Source organism: Pseudogemmobacter sp. W21_MBD1_M6 (assembly GCF_052119585.1).
Classification (GTDB): domain Bacteria; phylum Pseudomonadota; class Alphaproteobacteria; order Rhodobacterales; family Rhodobacteraceae; genus JBGQOJ01.
Map to the genome: position 1 here is coordinate 46,655 of NZ_JBGQOJ010000017.1, position 22,853 is coordinate 69,507.

23 protein-coding genes, 1 tRNA gene, 1 other RNA gene and 1 pseudogene are annotated in these 22,853 nt (G+C 59.0%); 19 read left to right on the forward strand and 7 right to left on the reverse strand.

What is annotated here, in order from left to right:
* Positions 1-72: 72 nt before the first annotated feature.
* Both ssrA and ACEN2R_RS15375 read right to left on the reverse strand, forming a co-directional pair.
* Positions 73-426: a transfer-messenger RNA gene (gene ssrA / locus ACEN2R_RS15370) on the reverse strand.
* Positions 427-777 (reverse strand): DUF4345 family protein, encoded by a 351-nt coding sequence (locus tag ACEN2R_RS15375; RefSeq protein ID WP_442043560.1) that lies wholly within the window; start codon positions 775-777, stop codon positions 427-429. It abuts the tmRNA gene before it with no gap.
* 128 nt (positions 778-905) lie between these two features.
* Between ACEN2R_RS15375 and ACEN2R_RS15380 the strand changes: the two genes are divergently transcribed.
* On the forward strand, positions 906-2,462 hold the full coding sequence (locus ACEN2R_RS15380; protein ID WP_442043561.1) for an AMP-binding protein: 1,557 nt from the start codon (positions 906-908) through the stop codon (positions 2,460-2,462).
* 117 nt (positions 2,463-2,579) lie between these two features.
* On the opposite strand, the gene ACEN2R_RS15385 is transcribed toward ACEN2R_RS15380, so the two are convergent.
* Positions 2,580-3,620, reverse strand: coding sequence for an ABC transporter substrate-binding protein (locus ACEN2R_RS15385; protein WP_442043582.1), 1,041 nt, complete (start codon positions 3,618-3,620; stop codon positions 2,580-2,582).
* 116 nt (positions 3,621-3,736) lie between these two features.
* On the reverse strand, positions 3,737-4,474 hold the full coding sequence (locus ACEN2R_RS15390) for a FadR/GntR family transcriptional regulator (RefSeq protein ID WP_442043562.1): 738 nt from the start codon (positions 4,472-4,474) through the stop codon (positions 3,737-3,739).
* Positions 4,475-4,585: 111 nt separating this feature from the next.
* Here ACEN2R_RS15390 and ACEN2R_RS15395 point away from each other — a divergent pair, with 111 nt between their 5' ends.
* From ACEN2R_RS15395 to ACEN2R_RS15465, 15 genes are all read left to right on the forward strand, one after another.
* Complete coding sequence (locus ACEN2R_RS15395; RefSeq protein WP_442043563.1) at positions 4,586-5,344, forward strand: DUF2182 domain-containing protein; 759 nt, start codon at positions 4,586-4,588, stop codon at positions 5,342-5,344.
* Positions 5,345-5,362: 18 nt separating this feature from the next.
* Positions 5,363-6,070: a DUF1326 domain-containing protein gene (locus ACEN2R_RS15400; protein ID WP_442043564.1), complete on the forward strand. Its 708-nt coding sequence runs from the start codon at positions 5,363-5,365 to the stop codon at positions 6,068-6,070.
* Positions 6,067-6,573, forward strand: a complete 507-nt coding sequence (locus ACEN2R_RS15405; RefSeq protein ID WP_442043565.1) for a DinB family protein — start codon at positions 6,067-6,069, stop codon at positions 6,571-6,573. Before ACEN2R_RS15400 ends, ACEN2R_RS15405 begins: the two co-directional genes overlap by 4 nt.
* Positions 6,574-7,677, forward strand: coding sequence for a dimethylsulfoniopropionate demethylase (locus ACEN2R_RS15410; protein ID WP_442043566.1), 1,104 nt, complete (start codon positions 6,574-6,576; stop codon positions 7,675-7,677).
* 9 nt (positions 7,678-7,686) lie between these two features.
* A complete protein-coding gene (gene acuI / locus ACEN2R_RS15415; RefSeq protein ID WP_442043567.1) occupies positions 7,687-8,679 on the forward strand; it encodes an acryloyl-CoA reductase in 993 nt (330 codons plus the stop codon).
* A 46-nt stretch (positions 8,680-8,725) separates the two neighbouring features.
* Positions 8,726-8,887 (forward strand): hypothetical protein, encoded by a 162-nt coding sequence (locus ACEN2R_RS15420; RefSeq protein WP_442043568.1) that lies wholly within the window; start codon positions 8,726-8,728, stop codon positions 8,885-8,887.
* Positions 8,888-8,889: 2 nt separating this feature from the next.
* Positions 8,890-10,326, forward strand: a complete 1,437-nt coding sequence (locus ACEN2R_RS15425) for a cryptochrome/photolyase family protein (RefSeq protein ID WP_442043583.1) — start codon at positions 8,890-8,892, stop codon at positions 10,324-10,326.
* A gap of 74 nt (positions 10,327-10,400) precedes the next feature.
* Entirely contained in the window at positions 10,401-11,615 is a 1,215-nt protein-coding gene (locus ACEN2R_RS15430) for a class I SAM-dependent methyltransferase (protein WP_442043569.1), read from the forward strand.
* Positions 11,615-12,055, forward strand: a complete 441-nt coding sequence (locus ACEN2R_RS15435) for a TrgA family protein (protein WP_442043570.1) — start codon at positions 11,615-11,617, stop codon at positions 12,053-12,055. Before ACEN2R_RS15430 ends, ACEN2R_RS15435 begins: the two co-directional genes overlap by 1 nt.
* Before the next feature lie 4 nt (positions 12,056-12,059).
* Positions 12,060-13,184: an NUDIX domain-containing protein gene (locus ACEN2R_RS15440; RefSeq protein ID WP_442043571.1), complete on the forward strand. Its 1,125-nt coding sequence runs from the start codon at positions 12,060-12,062 to the stop codon at positions 13,182-13,184.
* 56 nt (positions 13,185-13,240) lie between these two features.
* A complete protein-coding gene (locus ACEN2R_RS15445) occupies positions 13,241-14,275 on the forward strand; it encodes a cysteine synthase A (protein ID WP_442043572.1) in 1,035 nt (344 codons plus the stop codon).
* A complete protein-coding gene (locus ACEN2R_RS15450) occupies positions 14,275-16,614 on the forward strand; it encodes a DUF3772 domain-containing protein (RefSeq protein ID WP_442043573.1) in 2,340 nt (779 codons plus the stop codon). The genes ACEN2R_RS15445 and ACEN2R_RS15450 overlap by 1 nt, the downstream gene beginning before the upstream one ends.
* Positions 16,611-17,330, forward strand: coding sequence for an alanyl-tRNA editing protein (locus ACEN2R_RS15455; protein ID WP_442043574.1), 720 nt, complete (start codon positions 16,611-16,613; stop codon positions 17,328-17,330). Before ACEN2R_RS15450 ends, ACEN2R_RS15455 begins: the two co-directional genes overlap by 4 nt.
* Positions 17,331-17,388: 58 nt before the next feature.
* Positions 17,389-17,478 (forward strand) — tRNA-Ser (locus ACEN2R_RS15460).
* Between the two features lie 194 nt (positions 17,479-17,672).
* Entirely contained in the window at positions 17,673-18,944 is a 1,272-nt protein-coding gene (locus ACEN2R_RS15465) for an integrase (protein ID WP_442043575.1), read from the forward strand.
* Here ACEN2R_RS15465 and ACEN2R_RS15470 read toward each other — a convergent pair.
* Entirely contained in the window at positions 18,926-19,111 is a 186-nt protein-coding gene (locus ACEN2R_RS15470) for a hypothetical protein (protein ID WP_442043576.1), read from the reverse strand. The genes ACEN2R_RS15465 and ACEN2R_RS15470 overlap by 19 nt on opposite strands.
* Positions 19,112-19,276: 165 nt before the next feature.
* Here ACEN2R_RS15470 and ACEN2R_RS15475 point away from each other — a divergent pair, with 165 nt between their 5' ends.
* Positions 19,277-19,579, forward strand: coding sequence for an SH3 domain-containing protein (locus ACEN2R_RS15475; RefSeq protein WP_442043577.1), 303 nt, complete (start codon positions 19,277-19,279; stop codon positions 19,577-19,579).
* Positions 19,580-19,850: 271 nt separating this feature from the next.
* Positions 19,851-20,894, forward strand: coding sequence for an Ldh family oxidoreductase (locus ACEN2R_RS15480; protein WP_442043578.1), 1,044 nt, complete (start codon positions 19,851-19,853; stop codon positions 20,892-20,894).
* A gap of 241 nt (positions 20,895-21,135) precedes the next feature.
* On the opposite strand, the gene ACEN2R_RS15485 is transcribed toward ACEN2R_RS15480, so the two are convergent.
* Together ACEN2R_RS15485 and ACEN2R_RS15490 are read right to left on the reverse strand one after the other, a co-directional pair.
* Positions 21,136-22,044, reverse strand: a complete 909-nt coding sequence (locus ACEN2R_RS15485) for a hypothetical protein (RefSeq protein WP_442043579.1) — start codon at positions 22,042-22,044, stop codon at positions 21,136-21,138.
* Between the two features lie 67 nt (positions 22,045-22,111).
* Positions 22,112-22,285, reverse strand: coding sequence for a hypothetical protein (locus ACEN2R_RS15490; RefSeq protein ID WP_442043580.1), 174 nt, complete (start codon positions 22,283-22,285; stop codon positions 22,112-22,114).
* Between the two features lie 370 nt (positions 22,286-22,655).
* Between ACEN2R_RS15490 and ACEN2R_RS15495 the strand changes: the two are divergent.
* Positions 22,656-22,853, forward strand: a pseudogene (locus tag ACEN2R_RS15495) (hypothetical protein); the annotation flags it as partial.

A 22,853-nucleotide genomic window follows, 5' to 3' on the forward strand; every position in this document is an offset into this window, starting at 1 on the left:
CGGGGCGTTCGCGTGACCCCATGGCACAGGGATGCCGAATGCCGCGAAACATGTCAACTGAAAGAGGGGGAAAGTGCAGGTTTCTGTTGCCAGGTACCTGCGAACCCCGCCTTACGCTGCTAGGCGCAAGGGCTTAAGATTTCGATACCTCGAACTGCTTACGCAGCCAGAGCCATCGGAGCTTTGTTGTCATTTGCAACTAGCTTTTTCGGACCGATATCGGTGGTACCTCACCGAGACAAAGCATAACCCCTTTAGACGTTCGTCGATCCTATTTCGACCCCAACGGCCCCCAAATGAAGGGATGATTGGTGGAGTCGCCGGGTACCGCCCCCGGGTCCGATCCGCGTATTACGAGCGCGTTTATGTCCATAGTCGGTTGCCCGACACCTCTGATATAGAGTGTTGAGCGGCGAATTGAAGGGGTCAAATGTTTGCGGCGGTCAAAAAAGCTGCCAAAGCCGCCTCGACACCGAAATAGGTCAGCACCTTTGCCCGCGGCGGGGCGTCGAACGCGATGGATGTCAGCCGGCCCAGTGCCGCCCCCGCATAGGCCACGCCCGTCATCGCATAGGCCAGGGGCGCGCCTATGATCAGGCACCCGACCCCCAGCGCCACGAACAGACACCCGACAGAGGCGCGGACCTCGGACAGGCCCATTGTGGTCTTGCCCTGCCGCAGGTCCAGTGCGGCCATGGTGAACCGCGGTGCAAGCCAGCCGAAGGCCCCGAACCCGATGGTCAATAGCGCCGCCGCGATGTTGAGAATGTCGATCATGATGCGTCCCTGTCACCCGTGTTACCCGATGATAGGACGGCGCGGTCAAAAGGCAAAATCCGATGCCGGATATTTATATAAAGACGCATGATAAAACGGGTGCTAGCCTTCGGAGCGGGGGGATCACTATGACAATTTTCAAAAGCCATCTGGCCGATATCGCCATTTCCGACTGCTCGGTGACAGAACGGGTGTTCCGGACGCTGTCTCTGCATCCCGAGCGTGTCGTGCTGATCGAGGGCGCCTCGGGGCGCGAAGTGACGGCCGGCGCATTGATGGAAGATGTCAAACGTCTTGCGGGTGGCCTGACAGAGGCCGGGTTCGGCGCGGGCCATACGGTGGCGCTGATGGCCCCGAACATGCCCGAATATTGCACAGTGTTTCACGGGGTCGCCTGGGCGGGGGGGACGATCACAACGATCAATCCGGCCTATACCGCGACCGAAGTGCGCCACCAGTTGAACGATTCCGGGGCCGAGGTGCTGATCACGACCCCCGATTTCCTGGCCACGGCACAAGAGGCAATACAGGGAACGGGCGTGTCAGACATTGTGGTGATCGGGCAGGCCGGGGGCGCAGCGTCCCTGTCCGACTTGATGGGCACGGCGATTGAAACTCAGGTTCCCGTCGATCTGGACGAACATATCCTTGTGCTGCCCTATTCCTCTGGCACAACGGGGCTGCCCAAGGGGGTGATGCTCAGCCACCGGAACCTTGCCGTGAACATCGATCAAAGCCTTGAGGTGATTGGGGTTCAGGACGGCGAGACGACCGTCGCCTTTCTGCCGTTCTTTCATATCTACGGCATGAATGTGATGATGAACACGTTCCTGTCCGGCGGCGCGACCCTTGTCACGATGCCGCGGTTCGACCTCGAGGCGTTCCTGACCCTTTTGCAAAATCATAAGGTGCGGCAGCTTTGCGCCGTGCCGCCTGTGGCGCTTGCGATGGCGAAGCACCCCATGGTGGACCAGTTCGATTTGTCCGCGCTCGATGTGTTCATTTCTGCCGCCGCACCATTGGGGGCCGATCTGTCCAACGCCTGCGCCGCGCGGCTGAACTGCGCCACCATCCAGGGCTATGGCATGACCGAACTTAGCCCGGTGTCGCATTTCGTCAGCCATACGGCGACCCGCGCGGGGTCTGTCGGGCAATGTGCGCCCAATACCCTGTCGATGATTGTCGATGTCGAAACCGGCGCGCCACTTGGGGTGGGCGAAGAAGGCGAATTGTGGGTCAAGGGGCCGCAGGTGATGAAGGGTTACCTGAACAATGCCAAGGCCACCGCCGAGACCATCGACGCCGAGGGCTGGCTGCACACCGGAGACATCGCCCGGTTTGACGAAGACGGGTTCATGTTCATCTGCGACCGCCTGAAAGAACTGATCAAGGTCAAAGGCTTTCAGGTCGCGCCGGCAGAGGTAGAGGCCTATTTGCAGAGCCACCCCGATATTTCCGACGCCGCAGTGATCGGCGTGCCGGATGACGAGGCGGGTGAGGTGCCGATGGCCTTTGTCGTGCCGGCACCGGGGGCAAACGTTGATTTTGACTCGGTCCGGGCGTTTTTGCGGGAACGCCTGTCATCCTACAAGGTGCCAAAGGAATTTGTCCTTGTCGATGCGATCCCGAAATCCGCCTCGGGCAAGATCTTGCGGCGGTTGCTGCGGGACGGGCTGGCGGGGTAGCAACGGATAGGGCGAAGTGAGTATTTTTGGAACAAAGTGGGGGGCGGTTTTCCGAACATGGAAAAGGCGCCCTCTGTCCAAAGATGAAGGGCGCCTTTTTGTTTTATTAAGAGCGTCTTAGAAGCCTGCTTTGATCTTCTCAAAGGCCTCTGACTGACGCTCGCGCAGGCCCTCGGCCATGGGCAGCTGAGCCAGAACCGGTGTCGTCACAGTGCCAAGTCCGGCGGCGGTCAGTTCTTCTTCGGTCCGCTCGCCCATGGATTTGGCGTTCGAGTGGCCCCATCCCCCGTCCAGAAGCGGCTGGGTCGAGGACGGGTCAAGGAACGCGTTGATATAGTCGTAGGCCTTGTCCTCGCTTCCGTCACTGTCCTTGAGGTTGACATAGCCGCAGAGCCAGAGCGATGACCCTTCGGTCGCGTCACGCTGGAAGCCGATGGGAAACTCCATCTCTGTCATCGCCGGCAGCGTTTCGTTCCAGGCCCAGGCCACCAGAATTTCGCCCGAGGCGATCAGCTGGGACAATTCGCCGGGATCGGTCCAGTAGGTGCGAAGGTTCGGGTGAACCTCGCGCAGCCAGGCGGCGGCGGCGTTGAACTGCGCGTCGGTGGCCTGCGTCCAGTTGGTGGTTCCGGTGGCCAGATAGGCCAGGGCAAAGGCGTCGTCGACGTTGTCAGGCAGGGTCATCCGGCCTTCGTATTTCGGGTTCTTGAACACCTGAAGCGTCGCCACATCCTCGTCCGGCACCTCTTTGGTGTTGTAGGCGATCGCGGTCGAGCCGAAGTCGGTCGGAATGAAATAGACATCGGAGGTGGTCGCCGCCACGTCGGTGCCTGTCAGGTTGGCGTCGAGATTGCCGTATTCCGGGATCTTGGAGGTGTCCCAGGGTTCCAGAATGCCGGATTCGGTCCATTTGTTCACCGAACCTGCGCAGACATGGCTGACATCGGCCTTGAAGCCAGAGCGCAGCTTCTGAAACGCCTCGTCCTCGTCGCCGAAAAATGCAAAGCGCGGGCTGGCGCCGTTTTTTTCGATGTATTTGCTGTGAAAGGCCGGATCTTCGAACCCGGAATAATCGAAGACCAGCAGATCCGCGTCTTGCGCGATTGCCGATCCCGCGACCGTCATCAAGGCCGCTGTGCCCAAAAACTTGGCAAACATCTTCATCCTCATCCCTCCAAGGTATAGAAATCTAACGTCAAACGCTATGAGACGAGTTTGCCCCCCGCAAGGACAAAACAAAAGGTGACGTAACGACACATTCGAAGAATCTATTGTTACGTTAATTGTTTGGCGGCGCGGCGGGCAAGCACATCGCGGCCAAGCTCTGTCGTGTAATCGGCAAGGTGCTGAAGCGCGCTGTCCACAGCCATTGCGTTGCGCGATTCCAGCGCATCTGCCAGTGCGGTGTGCAGGTCCACGATGCGGGCGCGGCTGCGGGTGGTGAAGGTGATCATGTTCATCAGCGGCTGCATCGCCTCGACGGCCCCCGCCAGCTGATAGGACAGCACAGGGTTCCCCGCGCCATCGACAAGGGCGCGGTGCAGCGTGACGTCCGACGCACAAAAGCCTTCGTCGGACAGGCCGGGTTGCCCCTGACGGTGAATTTCGGCACGGATCGTGGCCAGATGATCGGCGGTGCGGCGTTGGGCCGACAAGGCGGCGCAGGCGCGTTCCAGTGTATAGCGGGCCTCGCAGGCGGTCTCGAAATCCACGTCGTTCATCGACAACAGCAGTGTCGAGGTGGTAATCTGCTGGCCGTAGGCGTCGGGGTAGGTCATTTTGTTGACAAAGGCGCCGCCTGTGGCTCCGCGCTGTGTGCGGATCAGGTTTTGGGCGGCAAGACGTTTCAGCGCCTCGCGGACGGTGGGGCGGGACACGCCGAAGTTCTCCGACATCTCTGCCTCGGAGGGAAGGCGCGCATCGACAATCAGCCGCCCCTCGATGATTGCATCGCGGATCGCGGCTGCGATTTGCGCCGATAGATCCCGGTCGGAGGTCAGTTTGGTTTCCATCTACAGGTTGGTCCCGAGGTAAATTTCATTTGTCAGACATTTAAAAGCATGCCAGACATATTGCTTAATGGATGTGGGGAAAGAATGCACGCAGGTCAACGGATAAGAGCGATGGGCGCGCCGCATTGGCTGCTTGTGTTCGCCGTGATCCTTGGGGCCTGGGGGCTGCTATATGCGATGTCCGTGCCCGCAGATTTGCGACGGGCGGGGGTGATCTATGGCCCTGATTTCTGGCTGGAGTTGTGCCGCGTCACGCCGGATGCTGCGGGGCTGGGGCGCCTGGCGATGATGTGGGCCGCGATGTCTGCCGCGATGATGGCGCCGACATTTCTGCCGGCGCTTGCCACCTATGACGACCTGACAGGCACCGGTGCCACAAACCAGCGCGGATTTTTCGGGCTGCTGGCGGGGTATATGATTGTCTGGCTCGGGTTTTCGGGGCTGGTCGCGGGGCTGCAACTTTGGCTGTTTTCCATCGGTTGGCTGACGCCGCTGGGGCAAAGCACGGTGCCGCTGTTTTCCGCCGCATTGCTGGCGGGGGCGGGTGCCTACCAGTTTTCACCGATGAAAGAGGCCTGCCTTTCCAAGTGCCGCCAACCGATCACATTCTTCATGCAATACTGGAAACCCGAGCCATGGAACGCGCTCGGGTTGGGATTGCGCCTTGGGGCGCTGTGCCTTGGGTGCTGCTGGGCGCTGATGGTTCTGGCCTTTGTGGGGGGCACGATGAACCTGTTGTGGATGGGGTTGGCGACGGTCCTGATGGTGGCCGAAAAGATGCCCGACATCGGCCGGTATATCACAAAACCGACTGGCGCGGCCCTGATCGTCGCCGCCTGTTGGGTCATAATGACAGCCGTCACCGGCTGAATTTCAAGGAGAGCAAGCATGGCCGAGACCAAGACACGCGCACCGGCAGACCGGTTGAAAACAAACACGAAGCTGGACAGCCGCCACCCGGCCGCCCCGAAAAGTGACGCGGGGCTGACCCCTTGGGCGATCAAGGGAGAACTGATCCTGAACTGCAACTGCACGGTGTTCTGCCCCTGCGTTGTCAGTCTTGGAAAACATGCGCCGACCGAAGGATATTGTCAGGCATGGGCCGGCATCCGGATCGACAGCGGCCAATACGGCGACGAAGACCTGTCGGGGTTGAACGTCGGGCTGGTGCTGGAAATTCCGGGCCTGATGGCGCGGGGAAACTGGAAGGCCGCAGCCTATATCGACGACCGCGCCAGCCATGCCGCCTACGAGGGGCTGATCAATATCTTCACCGGCAAGGCACGGGGCACGACCGGCCTGTTCAAGGTGCTGGTGTCAGAGTTTCTGGGGGCAGAGCGCGCGCCTGTGGTCTTTGAGACCGAGGGCAAAACCCGCCGCCTGATGGTCGGTAAGGTGATCCACGGCGAAGTGGTTCCCGTGGGCGGTGCCCGTAATGGCGAGGATATAGTGGTGACCAATACCCAATACTGGATGGGGCCGGATATTACCGTCGCCACCGCCACAAAGGGCCGCGTCCGCGCCCATGGCCGCGTTTGGGATTTTGACGGGCGCAGCGCCGAAATATGCCAGATCGACTGGCACGGACCGACATGATCACCCCAGAATATTGCCAAACGATGGCGCGTTATAATCGCTGGCAAAACAAAGGCTTGTTGAGCGCAGCTAATGTTCTGGATGAAGCTGCGTTAACAAGGGATTGCGGCGCGTTCTTCGGCTCTGTTGCGGCGACCTTCAGTCATCTGATGTGGGGCGACCATCTGTGGATGTCGCGCTTTGATGGCTGGGACGCGCCGCAGGTCGGGATTGCGGACAGTGTGCGCTATGTGCCGGACTGGGCCGACCTTCGGACCAGGCGCACAATCACCGACGCGCGGATTGTCCGCTGGGCCGATGCGCTGCGCGCGGGCGACCTTGCGGGGGATATGACGTGGTTTTCCGGCGCGCTGAACCGCGAAGTCACGCGGCCAAAGGCGTTGCTGATCGCGCATTTCTTCAACCACCAGACGCATCATCGCGGCCAGATCCACGCGATGCTGACCGCCGCAGGGGCGACCCCGACGGATACGGATTTGTTCATCATGCCAGAGGATGCTTGAATGGCTTTGATTTCTGCCTCTCGCCGCTTGCGCCGCACCCCGTTTTCCGACGGGGTCGAGGCTGCAGGTGTCAAAGGGTATACCGTTTATAATCATATGCTTCTGCCGACGGTCTTTGCCTCTGTGCAAGAGGATTACAGGCATCTGAAAGACCATGTTCAGGTCTGGGATGTTGCCTGCGAACGGCAGATCGAGGTGCGCGGCCCCGATGCGGCGCGTCTGATGCAAATGCTGACGCCGCGCGATTTGCGGGGGATGCTGGCAGGGCAATGTTATTATTTGCCGATCGTCGATGAAACCGGCGGAATGCTGAACGATCCGGTGGCGGTGAAACTGTCGGAGGACCGGTACTGGATTTCGATTGCCGATAGTGATTTATTGTTTTGGGTCAAAGGTATAGCCTATGGTTATCGGCTGGATGTTCTGGTGGATGAACCCGATGTCTCGCCTTTGGGGGTTCAGGGGCCGAAGGCCGATGATCTGATGGCGCGGGTCTTTGGCGAGGCTGTCCGCAAGGTGAAATTCTTCCGCTTCGGGCATTTCGACTTTCAGGGGCGCGATATGGTGATTGCCCGGTCCGGCTATTCAAAGCAGGGCGGATTCGAGATTTACGTCGAGGGCGGCGATATCGGCATGCCGCTGTGGAACGCGCTGTTCGAGGCGGGCCGGGATCTGGGCGTGCGGGCAGGCTGCCCCAATCTGATAGAGCGGATAGAGGGCGGGTTGTTGTCTTATGGCAATGACATGACCCGCGATAACACGCCACATGAGGCCGGTTTGGGCCGGTTCTGTTCGACACAGGTCGCCATTGGCTGCGTCGGGCGCGATGCCCTGCTGCGCGTCGCCAAGGAGGGGCCGGTCAAGCAGATCCGCCCGATCGCGATCCATGGCGATGCCGTTGCGCCCTGTGATAGGTCATGGCCCGTGGTCGCGGACGGCAAAACCGTGGGGCAGGTGACATCGGCCGCATGGTCGCCCGATTTCGGGACGAATGTCGCAATAGGGATGGTCAAGATGACCCATTGGGACGCGGGAACAGAGGTGGTCGTGACCACGCCCGACGGGCCGCGCAGGGCAACCGTGCAGGAAAATTTCTGGATTTAGGAGAGAGTGATGACCTTTAACGCATTGATTGTCGACAAGGACGAGGACGGGAAAACCAGCGCCTCTGTCCAGCAGATCACCTTGGCGGATCTGCCAGAGGCAGAGGTGACAGTGGCGGTTGACTACTCGACCGTCAATTACAAGGACGGTCTGTGCGTCGGGCCGGGCGGTGGCCTTGTGCGGGCCTATCCGCATGTGCCGGGCATCGATTTCGCCGGCACGGTCGAGACGTCATCGGATCCACGCTACAAGGCGGGCGACAAGGTTGTGCTGACGGGATGGCGCGTGGGCGAGGCGCATTGGGGCGGATACAGCCAGAAGGCGCGGGTCAAGGCGGACTGGCTGGTGCCGCTGCCCGGGGGGCTGACCACACGACAGGCGATGGCTGTGGGCACGGCGGGCTTTACCGCGATGCTTGCGGTGATGGCGCTGGAGGATCACGGGCTGATACCGGGCCACGGCCCGGTTCTGGTAACGGGGGCTGCGGGTGGCGTCGGATCGGTGGCGACGGCCATTCTGGCGCATCTGAGATACGAGGTTGCAGCGGTGACGGGGCGCCCCGAAACGGCGGAGTATCTGACATCGCTGGGTGCGGCGCGGATCGTCGCCCGCGAAGAGCTGAACGAGACCGTCAAGCGCCCGCTTGAGGGCGAGACATGGGCGGGCTGTGTCGATGCGGTGGGGGGCGCCATGCTGGCGCGCGTGCTGGGGCAGATGAAATACGGAACCAGTGTCGCGGCCGTGGGGCTTGCGGGGGGGGCGGGTTTGCCCGCGACGGTGATCCCGTTTTTGTTGCGCGGCGTGAACCTGTTGGGCATCGACAGCGTCCTGTGCCCCTATGCCAAGCGTCTGCGCGCCTGGGAACGGATCGCGAAAGACCTGCCGATGGACAAGCTGGAGGCCATGGTGCAACCCGCGACCCTGGCCGATCTGCCGCATCTGGGGGCCGACATTCTGAAAGGCCAGATCAAAGGGCGCGTTGTTGTCGACGTGAATGCCTGATCGGGGCTACCGGATTTTGGATATTTAAGGAACAAAGAAGCCGGAAATGGCCGCGGGCCGATGCGGGAACTCTGGCGGTTTTTATGCGCTGCGCCCGGTCGTCGGTGGCGGTGCCCTTGAAAAGAGCGTTTTGCGCCGCAGTTCAATGCATTGCATCTGCTGGGGGCAGGTGGGTGACTTGATCGCGGCGCTGGACCGCGTGTTGTGAAGATGCCTGGAGAAGGGATTGTTGTGGCTGGATTATCGCCCGTTTTGATGTGGTTCCGGCGCGATTTGCGTCTTTCGGACCATCCTGCGCTTGTGGCGGCTGTCGCGACGGGCAGGCCGGTTATTCCGGTGTTCATCCATGACGAGGTGGTGGAAAGCCACGGGGCGGCGCCGAAGTGGCGGCTTGGTCTTGGGGTGGCGGACTTTGCGCGCAGCCTTGAGGCGCTTGGCAGCCGGTTGATCCTGCGGCGCGGGCCTGCGTTGCAGGTCTTGCAGGCGCTGGTGGCCGAGACGGGCGCGGGGGCCGTCTATTGGTCGCGGCTGTATGATCCGGCGTCAAAGGCCCGCGATACGGGGGTGAAAGCCGCGCTGAAAGCGGCGGGGGTAGAGGCGCAGAGTTTCCACGGGCATCTGCTGTTCGAGCCATGGACGGTCGAGACGAAAACCGGTGGGTTCTACAAGGTCTACACGCCGCTGTGGAACACGGTGAAAACCCGCGATGTGCCCGCGCCGATGACTGCGCCCAAGGCGCTGGCCGCGCCGGACATCTGGCCTGTCAGCGACGGTCTGGACGGCTGGCAGATGGGCCGCGCGATGCGGCGCGGGGCCGAGATTGTCGCGCAGCATGTGCATGTGGGGGAATTGGCCGCGCAGGACAGATTGGCGCTGTTTCTGGACGAACGTGTCGGGACTTACGTCAAGAACCGCGATCTGCCCTCGGTCAGGGGCACATCCGGCCTGTCGGAAAACCTGACCTATGGCGAGATCAGCCCGCGCACCGCCTGGCATGGCGGGCAGAGGGCCTTGCATGAGGGCGACGCCGACGCAGAGGTGTTCCTGAAAGAGCTGGTCTGGCGCGAGTTTGCCTATCATCTGATGCACCACACGCCGCATATCCTGACCGACAACTGGCGGCCCGAATGGGCAGGGTTCCCGTGGCGCGGCGACAACACCCAGGCGCAGGCGTGGCGGCAGGGGCGCACAGGCGTAGAGTTCGTCGATGCCGCGATGCGCGAGATGTATGTGACCGGCTCGATGCACAACCGGGGCCGGATGATTGCGGCCTGCTATCTGACCAAGCATCTGATGACCGACTGGAAGGTCGGATTACAGTGGTTCGAGGACTGTCTGATCGACTGGGATCCGGCGGCGAACGCCATGGGGTGGCAATGGTCGGCGGGGTCCGGCCCGGATGCCGCGCCCTATTTCAGGGTGTTCAACCCCGACACCCAGTTGGACAAGTTCGACAAATCCCGCGCCTATGCAAAGGCCTGGATCGCCGAGGGCCAGAAAATTCCTTCTGCCACGGCACTGGACTATTTCAACGCGGTTCCTAAGTCGTGGGATCTGTCCGCCGCAGACAGATACCCAAGCCCGATCGTTCCACTGGACGAAGGGCGCAAACGGGCGCTTGACGCCTATCAGAACCGCGGCTTCTAGCCGGATAAATGAGCAAAGTCATTGTCTTGAGGGGATTTCTCCCTTTAGATTGTGACAGTATGCAGGGAGACGGGATGACTATTCTGACATCCACAAAGGGGCAGACCGGTCTGCCGCGCTATTTTTCGAACGTGTTCGACGTGGCGTCGAACATGGAAAACGGGCGGCTGGACATGCGCCTGCCCGATGGCCGCGTGTTTCGTGCCGAGGGGCGCAATCCCGGCCCCGTGGCAGAGCTGATTATCCTTAACCCCGAGATATTCGCGCGTTTGATCCGCGAGGGCGATCTGGGCTTTTGCGAGGCCTATATGGAGGGTGGATGGTGGGATACGCCCGACCTTCAGGCGTTCATGGACCTGATCCACGCGGATAACGACGATATGTATGACGGTTTTCCGGGCATGGGGCTGGTGCGTTTTTACGAGCGGCTGCGGTTCTGGTGGCAGTCCAATTCGAAACGGCAGGCGAAAAAGAACATCAGCTATCACTACGATCTGGGGAATGATTTCTACGGGCTTTGGCTGGACGGGACGATGACCTATTCGTCCGCCAGATTCGACACCGGACAGGAAAGCACCGAGGCCGCGCAGATCCTGAAATACGCCAGCATGGTCGATCAGATGGGCGTGCAGGCGGGTGATCATATTCTGGAAATCGGCTGCGGTTGGGGCGGTTTTGCCGAATACGCCGCAAAGGAACGCGGGCTTCGGGTGACCTGCCTGACCATCAGCCAGCAGCAGCACGACTATGCCGTGGCGCGGATTGCCAAGGCAGGGCTGTCGGACCGTGTGACTATTAAGATGCAGGACTACCGCGACGAAAAGGGTCTGTATGACGGGATTGCCAGCATCGAGATGTTCGAGGCGGTCGGAGAAAAATACTGGCCGGTCTATTTCGACACCCTGCGGGCGCGGCTGAAACCGGGAAAGAATGCCACCCTGCAAATCATCACCGTGCAGGACGCGCGCTGGGAGGTTTACAAGCGCGGCCCTGATTTCATTCAGAAATACATCTTTCCGGGGGGGATGCTGCCCAGCCCCAAGGCGCTGGTGGCAGAGGTTGAAAAGGCCGGGTTGCGGGTGCGCGGGTCGATCGAGTTCGGCGAGAGCTATTCGATCACGCTGCGCCGCTGGTGCGACACGTTCAACGAAAAGTGGGATCAGATCAGGGACATGGGCTTTGACGACCGGTTTCGCAGAATGTGGAATTTCTATCTGACCTCTTGCGCCGCGACCTTTCACAGCGGAAACTGTGATGTAACGCAAATAACGGTAACAAAGCCAAACTGATGCCAACCGCACCCCGTCTGATCGCCGCTGTCTGTCTTGCCTTCCTTGGCTGGTTCGTATCCGGCATGATCATTCCCTTGTTGCCCGATGGCACCAAGATCGGGATGTTCGTCTGGGTCAATACGGTCATCGGCGTGCTGGTCGGCTGGAAGATCATGGGGGCGCGTGTCGGGGCGGGCGGCAGGTCCGGTTTCGGGCTTGGCATGACCGGCATGGCGGCCCTGGTGTTCTGGGGGCTTCTGATCCACTCCCTGGTGGAAATGATCTATCAGTCGATGAAAATGAAATACGATGGGCCGATGGATGCGCTGGTCGGGATGATCGATATCTCCGTCGGATTTGCGGGGGTCATGGCCACCCCCGCAGTGATCGGCACCCTTCTGGTGGGTGGTTTTCTGGCGGGTTGGCTGACCGAATGGTCGGGAAGACGCTGGTCCTGAAGTCATGAAAAACCTGTTTTTCTACGGAACGCTTCGGTATCGGCCGTTGCTTGATCTTGTCTTGGGGGACGCGGGCGCCGCGCTGACGCTGACGCCCGCCACGCTGGACGATCACGCGGTCTATTGGGCCTCCGGTCAGTGCTTTCCGATGATCGTGCCCGCGCAGGGCGCGGTTGCACAGGGGCTTTTGGCCGAGGGTCTGACCGACGCGGCCATCGCGCGGTTGAATTTCTACGAGGGCGGTTTCGCCTATGACCTGCATGATTTGCAGGTGGGCGCAGGGGCGCGCACCGTCACCGCCGGTGTCTATATCCCGCAAGACGGGCATTGGACGGCGGGCCCCCTTTGGTCATTGACCGACTGGGCGACCCTATGGGGCGCGTTGACCCGATACGCCGCCACAGAGGTCATGAGCTATTACGGAACCAGACCACCCGAGGATGTGGCCCGCATGTTCCCGATGATCCGGTCCCGTGCAGCCAGCCGTGTGCGCGCCGAAACCGCGCCGATGGTGCGCGTACCGCCCCAGACCGCCACCGATGTCGAGGTTCTGGACATCACGCGCGGGCATGTGTCGTTCTTTGCGACCGACGAATATCTGCTGCGCCACAAGACCATCGCGGGGGACACGACACCGCCTTTGCTGCGCACGGTCTTTGTGCATGTCGATGCGGTGATCGTGCTGCCCTACGACCCGCTGCGCGACCGCGTCTTGCTGGTCGAACAGTTCCGCCTTGGCCCCTTCGCGCGGGGCGACGCGGATTGCTGGATGCTGGAGGCCGTCGCGGGAATGGTGGACGCAGGCGAGACGCCGGAAGAGGCCGCCATGCGAGAGATGCACGAAGAGGCCGGTGTCACGCCGCTTCGCCTGATCCGGCACGCCGCCTGCTATCCGACGCCCGGCGCGGATACCGAATTCCATACGCATTACATCGCGATCTGCGATTTGCCCGACGGGCACCACAGCGCAGGCGGACTGGACAGCGAACACGAGGATCTGCGCCTGCATGTTTTGTCCTTCGATGCCTTGATGGATATGCTGGCGCAAGGCATGCTCAGAAATGCGCCGCTGATCCTTGCGGTGCAGGCGCTTGCACGGATGCGTGACCCGTTGCGGCTGGATGCTTGAGTTCGGCCCCGCCGCCGCCTAAACAAGACGAAAGAATTCGAAAGGGCCCGCAGATCATGACCTATAAAAACCTCGCTGACGCCATTGGCCACACACCGCTGATCCGCCTGAACAAGGCCAGCGACGAGACCGGATGCGAGATTCTGGGCAAGGCCGAGTTCCTGAACCCCGGCCAGTCGGTCAAGGACCGCGCGGCGCTTTTCATCATCCGCGACGCGGTCGCCCGCGGGCAGCTGAAACCGGGCGGCACCATTGTCGAAGGGACGGCGGGGAACACCGGCATCGGTCTGGCGCTTGTCGGCGCGTCGATGGGGTTCAAAACGGTTATCGTCATTCCCGAAACCCAAAGTCAGGAAAAGAAGGACATGCTGCGCCTTGCCGGGGCCGAACTGGTTCAGGTGCCCGCAGCGCCCTATAAAAACCCCAACAACTATGTGCGCTATTCGGAACGGCTGGCGAAAAAACTTGCCCTGACCGAACCCAACGGCGCGATCTGGGCAAACCAGTTCGACAATGTCGCGAACCGTCAGGCGCATGTGGAAACCACCGGCCCCGAGATATGGGAACAGACCGACGGCAAGGTCGACGGCTTTATCTGCTCTGTCGGTTCGGGCGGCACTTTGGCCGGTGTGGCAGAGGCGCTGCGGGCGAAATCGGACACCGTCAAGATCGGTCTGGCCGATCCCGAAGGGGCCGCACTTTATCATTATTATGCCGATGGAGAGTTGAAATCCGAAGGAACGTCGATCACTGAGGGCATCGGGCAGGGGCGTATCACCGCCAACCTTGAAGGGCTGACCGTCGATTACCCCTATATGATCCCCGACGCAGAGGCGCTGCCGATTGTGTTTGATCTGCTCGAGGACGAGGGGCTGGTGCTGGGCGGGTCTTCGGGCATCAACATCGCCGGAGCCATTCGCATGGCGCGGGACATGGGGCCGGGCCATACGATTGTGACGATCCTGTGCGACTACGGCTCGCGTTATCAGTCAAAGCTGTTCAATCCCGAATTCCTGAGGGAAAAGGGCCTGCCGGTGCCTCAATGGCTGGACGCGGAACCCCGCCATATCCCAGCCGTTTTCGAGAACTGATGGGACTCCTGCGGCTTCTTCTGGTCTGTGCCCTTGCTGTTTTCACAATGGCAGGGGCGGGCGGAATTCCCGGCGCCTATGCGCAGGAGCAGGAGCTGCCGAATTATACCGAATGGCAGAAATACGCGGCAGCCGCCGAGAAGACGATTGTAAGCGGCACGGCATCGAATGGCGAACTGGAGGTGCTTCGGGCGGAAATCGCCAAGTGGCGCGAAAAGTTTCTGGCGGCGGAAAAGACCAACGCCGACCGCATCGCGACCCTGAAATCACAGATCGCGGCCTTGGGGGCGGTGCCTGCTGAAGGCCCCACCGAAACACCGGACATCGCGGCGCGGCGCAAGGACCTGAACGAACAGCTTGCGCGGTTGCAGGAACCGGTCATTGCCGCCGACGAGGCCTATACGCAGGCAAACGGCATGATCGGCGAGATCGACAGGATCATTCGCGAACGGCAGGCGACAGAGCTGTTGCAGCTTGGGCCGTCGCCGTTATCGCCCTCGGGCTGGACCGAAGCCGCCGTTGCATTGGCAAGTTCCGTCACGATCATGACCGAAGAGGTTGTCGAGGCGCTGGAAAGCCCCGCCAAGCAAACCGATTTCCGAGACACTTTGCCAAAGACGCTGGGCTATCTGCTGATCGCGCTGATCCTTTTGTTGCGCAGCCGCAAGTGGATGGAAAACCTGTCGATGCGGATGATGGCGCGGGACACGTCCAGTGGCCATAGCGTGTCCGGTTTCTTTCTGTCGCTGGGGCAAATCGTGGTTCCGATGGTCGGTGTCTATGCTTTGGTCAGCGCGGTCCGGACCACGGATCTGTTCGGCAATCAAAGCGAGGCGGTTCTTAAAATCCTGCCGGTCGCCAGTTTCGCCGTGCTTCTGGCGCGGTGGTTGGGCGGGCAGGTCTTTGCAAAGGGCGACGGGCGCGCAGCGCTTCTGACGCTGCCGCGCGAGAACCGTAAGGAGGGGCGGCTTTACGCCTCGTTGATTGGTGTTCTGATCGGCACCAGCATGATTGCGCAACGCATGTTGCCAGAGGGTATTTCCGAGGCCGCGACCGTTGTCGTGAACTTTCCCTTCCTTGTCCTTGTCGGGTTGATGCTGTTCCGCATCGGGCAATTGATGCGGTCGTATTCGCGCGGAGACACCGACGCAAACGCGGACCAGCCCTATCGCAACAAGCTGATCAGCGGTCTGGGGCAGGCGGTCATGGCTGTCGGCATCGGCGGGCCATTGCTGGCGGCGATCGGGTATTACACGGCGGCGACCTCTATGGTGGTGCCGACGGTGACGACGCTGGCGATGATTGCCATTCTGGCGCTGTTGCAGCGGATGCTGGTGGATCTTTACGGGATCATCACGCGCCGGACGGACAATGTCGCGGACTCGCTGGTGCCGTTCCTGATCGGGTTCGTTCTGATCCTTGTGGCCTTTCCCCTGTTCGCGTTGATCTGGGGCGCAAGGGTGGCCGACCTGACAGAGGTCTGGACCCGGTTCCGCGAGGGATTCACCTTTGGCCAGACGCGGATTTCGCCGACGGATTTCATCACTTTCGCCGCAGTTTTTGCCTTTGGCTATACGCTGACCCGCTTTGTTCAGGGCGTCCTGCGCACCACGGTTCTGCCCAAGACCCAAATCGACACCGGCGGGCGCAACGCCATCGTGTCGGGGACCGGGTATATCGGGATATTCGCCGCCGCGCTGATGGCGATTACGACCGCCGGCATCGACCTGTCGTCGCTTGCGATTGTCGCGGGTGCGCTGTCGGTCGGTATCGGGTTCGGCCTTCAGAATATCGTTTCGAATTTTGTGTCGGGCATCATCCTCTTGATCGAGCGGCCGATTTCCGAAGGGGACTGGATCGAGGTTGGCGGCCAGATGGGCTATGTGCGTGACATTTCTGTCCGCTCGACGCGGATCGAGACGTTTGACCGCACCGACGTGATCGTGCCCAACGCCGATCTTGTGTCCGGCGTGGTCACCAACTGGACGCGCGGAAACCTGACGGGCCGTGCGATAATTCCCGTGGGCGTGGCTTACGGGACCGACACCAAAAAAGTCGAGGCCATCCTGCGCGACATCATCGAGGCGCATCCGATGGTGTCCCTCAACCCGCCACCCAATGTGTTTTTCATCGCCTTTGGCGCGGATTCCCTGAACTTCGAAATCCGCGCGATCCTGCGGGACGTGAATTGGATCGTCGCCGTGAAATCCGACATAAACCACGAGATCGCGGCGCGGTTCGCGGCCGAGGGGATCGAGATACCATTCGCGCAGCGCGACATCTGGATCCGCAACCCCGAGGCTTTGACCGGCACGCCGAAAAAGGATGTTGCCGAATGACAGAGCCGCTGTTCCGCGCCGATGCCTACCTCAAATCCGCCGACGCCAAAGTGCTTGCCCTGACGCAAGAGGGCGGCGTGGTGCTCGACCGTTCGATCTTTTACCCGACGGGGGGTGGCCAGCCCGGCGACAGCGGCACGTTGACCTGGGCGGGCGGGCGGTTGGAAATCGCGACGACGATCAAGGGCGAGGGCGCGCAGATCATCCTCGTCCCCGGAGAGCCCGCAGCCCTGCCGCAGGTTGGCACAACCGTCAGGCAGAACCTGGATTGGGACCGGCGCTATCGCCTGATGCGCGTCCATACCGCGCTGCATCTGCTGTCCGTGGTGATTCCCCTTCCGGTGTCGGGCGGATCTATCGGAACCGAAAAGGGCAGGCTTGATTTTGACATGCCCGACGCGCCCGAAGACAAGGATGCGCTGGAGGCCGCGTTGAACGACCTGATCGACCGCGATCTGGCCGTGACGGATGACTGGATCACCGACGCAGAGCTTCTGGCCGACCCGTCGATCGTCAAGACGATGTCGGTCATGCCGCCAACGGGGCAAGGCCGCGTGCGGCTTGTGCGGATCGGATTTGGCAAGGGCCAGATCGACCTTCAGCCCTGCGGCGGCACCCATGTCGCGCGCACCTCGGAAATAGGCCGGGTGATGCTGGGGAAGGTCGAAAAGAAGGGCCGGCAGAACCGTCGTGTCAGTTTGATCCTGGACAACTAGGAAAAGTGCAATCGACCCCTTGCAAGCGACTGGAATTCAAGGGTAGAACGCGCCCAACGGACAGGTGGCCGAGTGGTCGAAGGCGCACGCCTGGAAAGTGTGTAGGCGGGGAACCGTCTCCAGGGTTCGAATCCCTGTCTGTCCGCCACTTCACCCAGATCAAAAATTACTTAATAGTTTGTTTTAAATAGATATTTCATATTTTTTGGACCGAACATCTTGCGATCTTGCAGTTTTTGCGATACATTTTGCTATACAAATTGCATTACATACCGCTTGTGTGGATACGAGAAGACGTGCAAGTCTTGGCGTTAGAAAAGCGATTGAGCGAAGCGAGAAAGTTTGATGATAAAGCCACGGGGCAAAATCCTTTACTTTTATAAGCGTGTTCCCAAACGCTATGAGGCTGTGGAAGACCGAAAATTTGTATGGGTCAGCATGAAGACGGACTCCCCGGCGCTTGCCAAAAGCAAGGGACACGCGGTTTGGGAGCAGATGATCGAGGGCTGGGAAGCCAAGCTTGCAGGCGATACGAGTGATGCGGAAACCCGCTTTGAGGCGGCACGCAATTTAGCTAAAATCCGCGGCTTTCGGTATCTGGATGCTGCGGCCGTTGCGAAACTCCCCCTGGAGCAGTTGCTGCAACGCACTGATGCAATTCCGGTAAAAAATGGACGTATCGACCTCAAAGTGGCCAAAGCGCTCCTTGGAGGCGCGGGGCAGCCTGTGATTACGGTTTCGCGGGCGCTTGATCTGTTCTGGACGCTGGCTAGCGACAAGACGCTCGGAAAATCTCCGGACCAGCTGCGCCGTTGGACGAACCCGTTCGTCAAGGCAGTCAATAATTTCGTTAATGTTATCGGCGACAAACCAATCGGTGAGATCAGCGGTGACGACATGCTTGATTTCAGGCAATGGTGGTTGGAGCGCCTGGAGGTCGAAGGCCTGACGCCCAACTCGGCCAACAAGGATCTTGTCCATTTCGGAACTGTTCTGAAAACCGTCAACAACTTGAAGCGCCTCGGCCTGATGCTTCCGTTGTCCGGACTTTCGGTTAAGGAAGCTGAAGCGAAGCAGAGACCACCGTTTTCGACGAATTGGATCAGGGACAAGCTTCTGGCGCCCCGCGCGCTTGATGGTCTCAATTCCGAGGCCCGCTGTATCCTGCTCGGAATGATTAATACCGGTTATCGACCGAGTGAAGGGGCCGCGCTGCGAGCTGCGCAAATCCGGCTCGACACAAACGTGCCCCATATTTCGATCGAACCAATTGGGCGCCAACTCAAGAGCGCGAATGCTCGACGGGTAATTCCGTTGGTTGGGGTTAGTCTCGAGGCGTTTGTCGCCTTTCCTGACGGCTTCCCTAGATATGCAGTCAATTCCGCAGGATTGTCGGCAACGGTGAACAAATTCCTTCGCGAGAACGGATTGATGGAGACGCCAGCGCATACCCTTTATTCGTTACGCCACAGTTTTGAGGACCGGATGCTGGAGGCCAAGATTGATGAGCGGATCAGATGCGATGTGTTTGGCCACAGCCTTCAGCGAGAGCGGTATGGCAAGGGGGCGTCCCTGCAGCATCTGCATGAGGTGTTTCAAGCTCTGGCATTGTGAAGGGCCGCGATTGAGCGCGCACGGCTCAAGTCGTCATCCATCGTTTTTGTTGCTGCTATTTCTGCCTCGAGCCTGATGAAAACAGGCATGTAGACCTCATCTTCAAGCACCAGCTTGGCGACCTTGGCAATGGCAATTCGCAGTCGTTCCGGATCAGATTTCGCCATTGGTGTGCCGCCTTGTTCTGTTGACACAGTTCCTTATAGCAAGAATTTCGAGGGATGCGTGTTTTTGACGCAAATTAATTTAAAAATCTGTCAGAAGCCGGAAAACCTGATTGTGCTATGCCGATTTTAAGGTGGTATAGCCGACGTAGAAAACAGGAGAAAGCAATGCGCAGAGACATCTTTGTCGCGCTGGCGATCATAGTGCTGGGAGCCGTATTGGGTGCTGAACCTGCAACGGCGGCCTCGCTCGGACGCTACGAGGTCTTTGGCGTCGAGGGCGATGACATGCTGAAAATGCGCGCGGGCCCCGGAATCGGCTATATTGTGATCGTTGGTCTTCCGAACGGAACAGTCTTACGCGTGCGCAGCTGCGAGCAGACCGGTGGCACCCGCTGGTGCAGCGTTTCGTTAGATCGGGCGCGTGGGCTTAAGGGATACGTCTCCTGGGCATACCTGCGCAAAATGTAAAGCAGCGACCATGAAAACCGTAAGTTTGGCACTGCCCGGTCGATAGGTTTAACAGTAGGCACCTGCTCGGCCCGATCGGGAATATCCCGACAGCCGAGTCAGAACAGAACTACTATCCACAGCGCGACGTGCTCGATATGGTCTCGTGAAATGAAGCTATTGGTCTCCGCCAAACTTGGGGCGATCGAGCCGCCAGGACTGTGAAATTCCATAATCTGAAAAGCTGAAAGACCCACCGCATCCTCTCCGAATTCCAGTTAGGCTGACCCGAATGTCAAACCCGATTCCTCATCAAGCTTTGCGAAGCTTCGCCTCAAACTGCTATCAGGCAATGGGAGTGAATGCCCTGGCCGCAGATCTGCTGGCCGATACGCTTGTGCAGGCCGATCTCTGGGGGCATCAGTCTCACGGTGTAATGCGGCTTTTCTGGTATGCCGCGCGGCTGCAAAGTGGCGCGATGAATGGCAATGCTGTTCCCGTGGAAGACGGGGGGTTTGGGGCCATCGCGACTATGGATGGTCAGGGCGGTTTGGGGCAGGTGGTGGCGAAAGCTGCCATGACAAAAGCCATCGCTTTGTCGAAGACTCATGGGCTAGGTGCTGTGGCTGTCCGCAATTCCGGGCATTTCGGCACCGTCATGTATTTCACCAGGATGGCCGCGCAAGCGGGATGCGTCGGGTTCGTTTCGACGAATGCCAGCCCGGCCATGGCGCCATGGGGCGGGATGGAGAAACGAGTCGGCAACAATCCCTGGTCTTGGGCAGCACCTGCTGGTCGCTATCCGCCAATGGTTTTGGACATCGCAAATACGGCTGTGGCGCGTGGAAAACTCTATCTGGCAAAGCAGCGCAACGAGACAATCCCGGATAGCTGGGCCATCGATGCCGAAGGCAATGCGACCATTGATCCGGCAGCGGGCATTGCGGGCACGATCCTACCCATGGCCGGTCACAAAGGCTACGGGATTTCAACAATTATGGACATGTTGTCAGGTGTCCTGACGGGAAGCCACTTTGGCAACTCGGTCGTCGGTCCCTATGTGCCAAATGGGGTCAGCGGAGTTGGTCATTTTGTTCTGGCGATCAATATCAACGCCTGCCGTCCGCAGTCCGAATTTGAATTGGATATGGAGAGATTGATTGACCAACTCAAGGCGACCAAACGGCAGCCTAATGTTGCTCAGATTTATTACCCGGGAGAGTTGGAGGCCTTATCGGATCTCAAACTGCGTCGGGACGGTATCGACCTGCCAAGGGACACCGCTGATGAATTACGTAGCAAAGCAAAAGAGCTGGGCATTTTCGCCCCTTTCTGAAGCCACATAATCCTCGATGAACGCAGCCGCCCGCTCATGGACAGGTCCGCCGAGCAGTGCTGCTTTTTGCCGGTGATCGGCAGCGGTCCGAACAGTGCATTACCTTCTGCTCATCCCACCCGTTAAGATTTCCGGAGCGGCACCGAAATGGCCGTCGCTATTCGATCCCGGAGGTCCGCTAGGCAGTCAGTGCAATATTTAGGCGCTCGACTTAAGTTTCAGAGGAGTTATCGCCGCAACTCTAACTCTCGATTAGCTTACGTATCATTCCGAAGAATTTGACGAGCTGCTTCTCCGTCTGTTTCTGGTCCATCCACCATCTGTTCTGTAAGGTGGATTGCTCATCTTTTGCTGTGTTAGAATGCAGAATATTGTTGGCGGTTATTCGAAAATAATGCAATTCATTTGGGTTAACAACTTTTGGCAAAGGCCTTTTTCTAAGCATGTGGTTATTGGGTGTGTTTTCCTGTTTTCTCGCACTTTCAATCATGACATCTAGAGTTTCCCCCTTCGCCACATAATGGTCTCGCAGTGTGGCCTCCACCACTGCTCGCATCAGTGCGATCGCCGCATAGGGAGCGCCGTGGATAAACGCTGTCTGGGCTTGCTCCAAAAGGTTAAGCATGGATGGCTCGCTCGAGTTTCCATTATTATAATGGTTGGAAATCTTTCGCGGTATGAGAAAAGTGTCGAACATTGCAGTTCGCCTTGCAACTCCACGGACATCCAGCTTTAGAGCCTCTTGCAGCTCGTCCAAGTTTGTGTCGCTTCCGCGCAGATTGGTTTCAATCCAGGTGACAACATCGCTCGCCTCCTGGTCGGAACTATTCCAAAGCTGGCCATAGGGATCCGTCGGCGGTGACGTTTCAAACAGTTTCGGAAGAAATTTAGTATACCTTAGTCTAAAATCATTCCAATTCCTAATGTGATTAGGATCTACAGGTGCGACATACGCCAACCCTTTTGATTTTGATTCCAAATCTAAGAACTCGGCTGAATCGCTTAGCTTTCTGCATAGCTCATCAATTTCATGATCTCTTTCGCAAAGCTGCTTCAAGTCTTCCGGCTTGTCCTTGCATTCCTTTCTAACCATCTGAAATAAAATATTGAATTCAATGACATATTCAGAATCTTTAGTTTCCGACGTCAATTTAGATCCTCCCTTAAAGTTAAGATTCGCAATTATTAGAGATAACGGTGTCCCATATCACCCATAATCAAAACGAAATGGCCATGTTTTTGACGGCAAGGTCGCCGATTCTAGCGCGGAGGTCTTTAGCCTGCTCTTCGTCCACTTCCGGCGTTCCACGGCTATCACGCTCGAACACGCCGGACGCCCCCTCAAGCAAAACTGGTTTCCATTTATGGATCATCATCGGATGACGCTGCATACTTTGTTCTTTTCCAGATGTCTCGGAACATTCTTTTTCCTATCTGGTCGGCTTGAGCATTGCGTAGCCCCAAATCAAATTTTCAAGGAACTGTTGTATGCAGCGGTGTCATTAGTCAACAAAGTTATAGGAATTCAAATGATTAGCTGTCCTTGGCGAAAGGCGCCGCGAATGTCTGCTTCCCGGCTAGACCGTCAAGCTCAACTACACGGCGCCAAGGCGCTGTTCGCTCTTCTCTGTGTGAAATCAACCGCAGCGCAGGCCTGACAATTCTTCCCATGCTGCTCCCTCAGGCCCCCAACAGCGCAGCGCTATAATTGAAGTAAGCAGCAACGACATGCTGTGTCCTCAATTGAAAGCGAACGAACCGATGTCAAAAAGCCGCCCACATGCCGATACGCGTCTGGCAAAATTCCTTGAAAAGCGTATTCTCGAACTTCGCCCTCGAAAATCCCAGATCGAAATTGCGACGGATGCAGGGTTCATCAATCGGGCACCTCGATTTTTACGAGTTTTCAGCTCCACACCTCGGCGCTACCGGTTTGAAGGTGGCCGGAGACCACTGACT

Coding starts and splice junctions, on each gene's coding strand:
- ACEN2R_RS15380 (WP_442043561.1), top strand. CDS start 906: ATGACAATTTTCAAAAGCCATCTGGCCGATATCGCCATTTCCGACTGC.
- ACEN2R_RS15440 (WP_442043571.1), top strand. CDS start 12,060: ATGAAAAACCTGTTTTTCTACGGAACGCTTCGGTATCGGCCGTTGCTT.
- ACEN2R_RS15450 (WP_442043573.1), top strand. CDS start 14,275: ATGGGACTCCTGCGGCTTCTTCTGGTCTGTGCCCTTGCTGTTTTCACA.
- ACEN2R_RS15400 (WP_442043564.1), top strand. CDS start 5,363: ATGGCCGAGACCAAGACACGCGCACCGGCAGACCGGTTGAAAACAAAC.
- ACEN2R_RS15475 (WP_442043577.1), top strand. CDS start 19,277: ATGCGCAGAGACATCTTTGTCGCGCTGGCGATCATAGTGCTGGGAGCC.
- ACEN2R_RS15480 (WP_442043578.1), top strand. CDS start 19,851: ATGTCAAACCCGATTCCTCATCAAGCTTTGCGAAGCTTCGCCTCAAAC.
- ACEN2R_RS15455 (WP_442043574.1), top strand. CDS start 16,611: ATGACAGAGCCGCTGTTCCGCGCCGATGCCTACCTCAAATCCGCCGAC.
- ACEN2R_RS15470 (WP_442043576.1), bottom strand. CDS start 19,111: ATGGCGAAATCTGATCCGGAACGACTGCGAATTGCCATTGCCAAGGTC.
- ACEN2R_RS15435 (WP_442043570.1), top strand. CDS start 11,615: ATGCCAACCGCACCCCGTCTGATCGCCGCTGTCTGTCTTGCCTTCCTT.
- ACEN2R_RS15405 (WP_442043565.1), top strand. CDS start 6,067: ATGATCACCCCAGAATATTGCCAAACGATGGCGCGTTATAATCGCTGG.
- ACEN2R_RS15420 (WP_442043568.1), top strand. CDS start 8,726: ATGGCCGCGGGCCGATGCGGGAACTCTGGCGGTTTTTATGCGCTGCGC.
- ACEN2R_RS15490 (WP_442043580.1), bottom strand. CDS start 22,285: ATGCAGCGTCATCCGATGATGATCCATAAATGGAAACCAGTTTTGCTT.
- ACEN2R_RS15425 (WP_442043583.1), top strand. CDS start 8,890: ATGCCTGGAGAAGGGATTGTTGTGGCTGGATTATCGCCCGTTTTGATG.
- ACEN2R_RS15430 (WP_442043569.1), top strand. CDS start 10,401: ATGACTATTCTGACATCCACAAAGGGGCAGACCGGTCTGCCGCGCTAT.
- ACEN2R_RS15445 (WP_442043572.1), top strand. CDS start 13,241: ATGACCTATAAAAACCTCGCTGACGCCATTGGCCACACACCGCTGATC.
- acuI (WP_442043567.1), top strand. CDS start 7,687: ATGACCTTTAACGCATTGATTGTCGACAAGGACGAGGACGGGAAAACC.
- ACEN2R_RS15410 (WP_442043566.1), top strand. CDS start 6,574: ATGGCTTTGATTTCTGCCTCTCGCCGCTTGCGCCGCACCCCGTTTTCC.
- ACEN2R_RS15390 (WP_442043562.1), bottom strand. CDS start 4,474: ATGGAAACCAAACTGACCTCCGACCGGGATCTATCGGCGCAAATCGCA.
- ACEN2R_RS15395 (WP_442043563.1), top strand. CDS start 4,586: ATGGGCGCGCCGCATTGGCTGCTTGTGTTCGCCGTGATCCTTGGGGCC.
- ACEN2R_RS15385 (WP_442043582.1), bottom strand. CDS start 3,620: ATGTTTGCCAAGTTTTTGGGCACAGCGGCCTTGATGACGGTCGCGGGA.
- ACEN2R_RS15375 (WP_442043560.1), bottom strand. CDS start 777: ATGATCGACATTCTCAACATCGCGGCGGCGCTATTGACCATCGGGTTC.